Source organism: Collimonas sp., from assembly GCF_035566555.1.
Taxonomy (GTDB): domain Bacteria; phylum Pseudomonadota; class Gammaproteobacteria; order Burkholderiales; family Burkholderiaceae_D; genus Collimonas.
This window is the reverse complement of record NZ_DATMRB010000013.1, coordinates 1-5,224: the sequence shown is the minus strand read 5'-3', so window position 1 is coordinate 5,224 and position 5,224 is coordinate 1. Positions and strand designations below refer to the sequence as shown.

General features: G+C 58.0%; 5 protein-coding genes. 3 read left to right on the top strand and 2 right to left on the bottom strand.

Annotated features, from left to right (window positions below):
- Positions 1-713 (bottom strand): phage major capsid protein, P2 family (locus tag VNZ65_RS02500; protein ID WP_325665743.1); only part of this gene is annotated, 713 nt, incomplete at its 3' end.
- 60 nt (positions 714-773) lie between these two features.
- Positions 774-1,592 (bottom strand): GPO family capsid scaffolding protein, encoded by an 819-nt coding sequence (locus tag VNZ65_RS02495; RefSeq protein WP_325665741.1) that lies wholly within the window; start codon positions 1,590-1,592, stop codon positions 774-776.
- 239 nt (positions 1,593-1,831) lie between these two features.
- Here VNZ65_RS02495 and VNZ65_RS02490 point away from each other — a divergent pair, with 239 nt between their 5' ends.
- Genes VNZ65_RS02490 through VNZ65_RS02480 form a run of 3 tightly spaced genes read left to right on the top strand, consistent with a single transcriptional unit; the run spans position 1,832 to position 4,820 of the window.
- Positions 1,832-3,565 carry a terminase ATPase subunit family protein gene (locus VNZ65_RS02490; protein WP_325665745.1) on the top strand — a complete coding sequence of 578 codons (1,734 nt, stop codon included), beginning with the start codon at positions 1,832-1,834 and terminating at the stop codon, positions 3,563-3,565.
- On the top strand, positions 3,562-4,614 hold the full coding sequence (locus VNZ65_RS02485) for a phage portal protein (protein ID WP_325665739.1): 1,053 nt from the start codon (positions 3,562-3,564) through the stop codon (positions 4,612-4,614). Before VNZ65_RS02490 ends, VNZ65_RS02485 begins: the two co-directional genes overlap by 4 nt.
- On the top strand, positions 4,611-4,820 hold the full coding sequence (locus VNZ65_RS02480) for a hypothetical protein (RefSeq protein ID WP_325665737.1): 210 nt from the start codon (positions 4,611-4,613) through the stop codon (positions 4,818-4,820). The genes VNZ65_RS02485 and VNZ65_RS02480 overlap by 4 nt, the downstream gene beginning before the upstream one ends.
- Positions 4,821-5,224: the final 404 nt, after the last annotated feature.

The following is a 5,224-nucleotide window of genomic DNA, read 5'->3' as shown; positions in this document are numbered from 1 at the left end:
GGGAAATACTTGTCGTGCATCAGGTTGCGGCTGACGATCACCACCAGGCCGGTGTCCTTCTGATACCAGGGGTCGAGCAGATTGATTGCGTCATATACCGCAGCATCCAGATTTTCATAGTCGCCGCCGGCGCCGATGACGAGCTTGCCAGAATCCTTCTTGCCTTCATGCATGACGCGCTGCGGCGCCTGTTCGCGATAGTGCTGCAACCAGCCCTTGTTGACGTCCTGGAGCATCGGATTCTTGTCGATATCCGTATCGGCCGCTACGGTGCGGCCATGAAAGCCGATCATCATGCGGTCCAGCGCCTGGCGCTGCAAGATGGCGTTGGCCAGGCGCTGCTGGAAATCGGGGAACTTCGCCCAAGCGTCCAAGGTTTGATATTTGACGTGCGTATCGAAGTTCGTTTTTTCGCAACGATAACCCTTGCCGTCCAGGGCGGTCAGGTCGCGGGTCTTGCGGTCGCCCTTGTCGGTATTGGTGCGGCTGGCAGTTGGGCCGGAAATACCCAGACCGACCTTTTCGCCTTCTTGTTCGGATACGCCGATGACATTGATGCTTTTGAGGAATTCGCTAGATTCCTGGATCTTGGTTTCCAGCTTTTGCTGCACGGTGGGCGCGACGCCAAAAGTCTTGGCGACGTTGCCGGTGTCGTTCAACTGCGCCAGGCGGGCGGTGTATTTGTCGAAGGCGACGCGGGTAATTTTCTTCATACGGGTGACTCCTGTTTGTATAGGGCGATGTTCGTGTAGGGGAGAGGTGGCCGGCGCCGATTAAAAATCGGTTTCCGCCAGGTTGTCGCCGCCGGTGGCGGCAGGCCGGTGCGAGCCATTCGCGTCGGTCGACTCGACCTTTTGGCGGAATGCTGCGAATTCCTCATTCGTCTTTTGCAAGGCCGCTTCCAGCGTATCGACACGTTCCTTCTCTGCTTTGAACTGGTCGGCGCTGGAATTGGCATAGGTCGCCAAGGTTTCGACGGCGCCGACCAGCTCGGTGAAGCGCGCATCGTCGCCGGTAGTCTTGGTGGAAAAGCGGCTCAGCAGGTTTTTAACGGTATCGGACAATTTGATTCCTTCGGTTTCAGGTTGGGGGGCTTCCTCGAATTCCAGCGTCGTTTCTTCCGCCGCCGAAAACAGGTTGCCGGTGTTCTTGGTGGCGAACGATAAAACCTCAGTGCCAAGGCTGGCGGGGCTGTCGGTAACAGCCAGGCCGACCAGGTAGGCTTCGCCGGTATCGGAAAATTTCGGATTGATTTCGATGCTGGTGTAAATTTTTTGGCGTGCCTTGTTCATGGCGACCAGTTCCGGCGTGGGCGAGATCTGCGCATACAACGCCAGTTTCTTAACGCCGCCCAGCTCGACTTCCTCGGCTTTCACTGCCGTCACATCGCCATAGGCCTTAAAGGCGCCATCGGCCCAGGTGCTGCGCAGGTGTTCGACCCAGATGCGGGCGCCATAAACCTGCGGATCAAAATTTGCGGCCATCTGTTCAATGAATGCGCGGTCGATGACCCGGCCGTCGGTGGTGGCGCCTTCGACGGCGACGCGGAAGAATTTCGACTTTGTTGGTGCTGCGCTGGTCGTCTTTGCCATGGTGTCGGTATTTTGGAAGTTCGAATACCGCCATGGTCGACGTTGCTGCGCGTAGAAACAATCGGCAGCGGGTTGATAACAGTCTTAGCGACTTTCCGACGGGGGCTTTTACAAGCGTTGGCCTCTACGCTGGCGGCATGTTAATCAAACCAGTCCAAATTAAGCCAGCCAAACGCGGCGCCACGCGCGCGCCAGGCACGCTTGCAAAGTTCACACCCGTTGCCAATGATCCCGCCGCCATGCGCGATGCCGCCCGCAGCCTGTACTGGCAAGGCTGGCGTATCTCCTCGATTGCCAAGCATCTAAAAATCAAGCGCAGCACAGTCGCCAGCTGGAAAGAGCGCGACAAGTGGCATTTGTCGACGGCGATTGATCGCATGGAATCGACCATCGAAGCGCGCATGGTGCAACTGATCGACAAGGAAGTAAAAAGCGGTAGCGACTTCAAGGAAATCGACCTACTCACGCGCTCCCTGGTGCAGATGTCGCGCAAGCGCCGCTATGACGGCGGCGGCAATGAGGCGGATCTCAATCCAAACCTGGACAAGCGCAACGCCGGCCCGAAGAAGAAGCCAACACGCAACGATTTCAGCACTGAGCAGAAAGACCAGCTGCTGGAGGCGTTCCGCGATTCGCTGTTTGATTACCAGAAAGTTTGGTATCGCAACGGCCATGAGCGCACGCGCATGATCCTGAAGTCGCGCCAGATCGGCGCGACCTGGTATTTCGCCCGCGAGGCGCTGGCCGACGCCATGGAAACCGGCCGTAATCAAATCTTCCTGTCGGCGTCGAAAGCCCAGGCGCACGTATTCAAGCAATACATCGTTCAGTTCGCGCAGGAATCCGCCGGCATCAGTCTGTCAGGCGACCCGATCATTTTGCCGAATGGCGCCCACCTGTATTTCCTGGGGACCAATTCGCGCACCGCCCAGGGCTACCACGGCAATTTCTACTTTGACGAATTCTTCTGGACCCACAATTTCCAGGAGCTGAACAAAGTGGCATCCGGTATGGCGCTGCATGAGAAATGGCGTAAGACCTATTTTTCGACGCCGTCATCGACCACGCACCAGGCGTATCCGTTCTGGATCGGCGAGCTGTTCAACAAGGGCAGATCCAAAGCCGACCAGTACAAGATCGATGTCAGCCACGCCAAGTTGATGAACGGCTTTACTGGACAGGACCAGATCTGGCGCCAGATCGTCACCATCCTGGATGCCGAGCGCGGCGGCTGCAACCTGTTCAACATCGACCGCCTGCGCAATTTCGAGTACAGCCCGGACCAGTTTGAAAACCTGCTGATGTGTAATTTTATCGATGACACTGCATCGATATTTCCACTCGCCGAGCTGCAGCGCTGCATGGTCGATTCCTGGGAAGCGTGGGAAGACGTCAAACCGTTTGCGGCGCGCCCGTTCGGCTACCGCTCGGTCTGGATCGGTTACGACCCTTCGCTGACCGGCGACAGCGCCGGCTGCGTGGTGCTGGCGCCGCCGCTGGTCGCCGGCGGCAAGTTCCGCGTGCTGGAGCGCCACCAATGGCGCGGCATGGACTTTGCCGCCCAGGCGGAAGCCATCCGGCAAATGAGCTTGCGCTACAACGTCGAATACATCGGTATCGACACTACCGGCATGGGTATCGGCGTATTCCCTATCGTAAAGCAGTTTTTCCCGAACGCGACCGCGATCAACTATTCGCCCGAGGTCAAGACCCGCATGGTCTTGAAGGCGAAGGACGTCATCAGCAAGGGCCGCTTTGAATTTGACGCCGGCGCCACCGACCTGGCGCAAGCGTTCATGGCGATCCGCAAAACCATCACCGCCAGCGGGCGCCAGGTCACGTATGACGCCGGCCGCACCGACGAAACCGGCCACGCCGACTTGGCCTGGGCTTGTATGCACGCGCTCGATCACGAGCCAATCGAAGGCGTATCGAAAGCCACCACCTCATTTATGGAGATTTTTACCTCATGAAGAAACAACGATTCAAACGTATCCAACAACCCGCGCCGGCGCCGCCCGACCAGGTGGCGCCAGCGTCATCCGTGGAGGCGTTCGCTTTCGGCGACCCGACGCCGGTGCTGGACCATGCCGACATCATGGAAAGCCTGGAGTGCTGGCTCAATGGCCGCTGGTACGAGCCGCCAGTCAGCTGGCAAGGCCTGGCGAAGTCGTTTAATTCCAGCGTCCACCACAGCAGCGCCATCCATTTCAAGGCCAACATCCTGACGTCGACCTTTGTGCCGCACAAATGCCTGTCGCGGGACGCCTTCAAGCGGTTCACGCTGGATTTCCTGACTTTCGGTAATGCCTACCTGGAGAAGCGCGTCAGCCGCACTGGTCAGATCCTCCAGTTGAAGCACTCCCTTGCCAAGTACATGCGGCGCGGCACGGACTTGGATAACTATTTTTTCGTGTCCGGCTGGCAGCAGGAACATGAGTTTGCCAAGGGCGCGGTCTTCCACCTGATGGACCCGGATGTGAACCAGGAGGTCTACGGATTGCCGCAGTACCTGTCCGCCTTGCAGTCGGCCTGGCTCAACGAATCGGCCACGCTGTTCCGGCGCAAGTATTACAAGAACGGTTCTCACGCCGGCTTCATTCTGTACATGACCGACGCGGCCCAGGACATCAAGGACGTCGACAAGCTGCGCAATGCGCTGAAGGACAGCAAGGGGCCGGGCAATTTCCGCAACGTTTTCATGTACGCACCAGGCGGCAAGAAAGACGGTATCCAGATCCTGCCGGTGTCCGAGGTCGCGGCCAAGGACGAATTTTTTAACATCAAGGGCGTGACCCGCGACGACCTGCTGGCGGCGCACCGCGTGCCGCCGCAGTTGATGGGGATCATGCCGAGCAATGCCGGCGGCTTCGGCGCCGTCGAGCCAGCGGCCAAGGTGTTCGCACGTAACGAGCTGGTGCCGCTGCAATCGCATTTTTTAATGATTAACGAATGGCTGGGAGAAGAGATAGTGAAATTTAACGACTACACATTAGAGAACATGGAAGGGAAGGCAGCATGAGCGACGTAGCAGACCGCGCCGAGTGGCGCATTGCAAAGGACATCGAAGCAGCCATGGCGCATGCGCGCCGCACGCCCAAGCTGGAGGCGGACGGGCATTGCCATTACTGTGATGATGATGTCGCCCATGGGGCGCTGTTCTGCAATACGGATTGCCGGGATGACTACCAGAAGGAACAGGAGGCGTACAGGCGCGCCGGACGCTAATGGTATACCTGCCCCGCCGCCATATCGTAACGGCGGCGCCTGCATCGATCTGAGCCGCCTTGTGCGGCTTTTTTAACGTCATGACAATGCCGTATTGTCATGAAAAAGATGCCGGCAGCGGCCTTTAATTCGCAGTCCCCCCCACGCCTGCCGGCCCCGTTAAATGCACCGGTTTTAACGCAGTTCGCAAAAACGCCAAAGTCCCGCGCAGCTTAGCGCTGCGAGGGAAATAGGCTGCAACGGTTTGACGCAAAATGACGCGTTTTTGGACTAATGGTATGGACGCCCTCTCTCAAGAGCGGTAGGTTTAAAGTTGAGATTTCTCAACCCTCCAAGGAGTCCACCATGGAAGCGCACACGATAGGAGTTGATCTAGCGAAGAACCTGTTTCAGGTTCACGGTGT

Bases quoted from the DNA above. Each gene is read 5' to 3' on its own strand.
- VNZ65_RS02480 (WP_325665737.1), top strand. From the start codon at position 4,611: ATGAGCGACGTAGCAGACCGCGCCGAGTGGCGCATTGCAAAGGACATC.
- VNZ65_RS02490 (WP_325665745.1), top strand. From the start codon at position 1,832: ATGCGCGATGCCGCCCGCAGCCTGTACTGGCAAGGCTGGCGTATCTCC.
- VNZ65_RS02495 (WP_325665741.1), bottom strand. From the start codon at position 1,592: ATGGCAAAGACGACCAGCGCAGCACCAACAAAGTCGAAATTCTTCCGC.
- VNZ65_RS02485 (WP_325665739.1), top strand. From the start codon at position 3,562: ATGAAGAAACAACGATTCAAACGTATCCAACAACCCGCGCCGGCGCCG.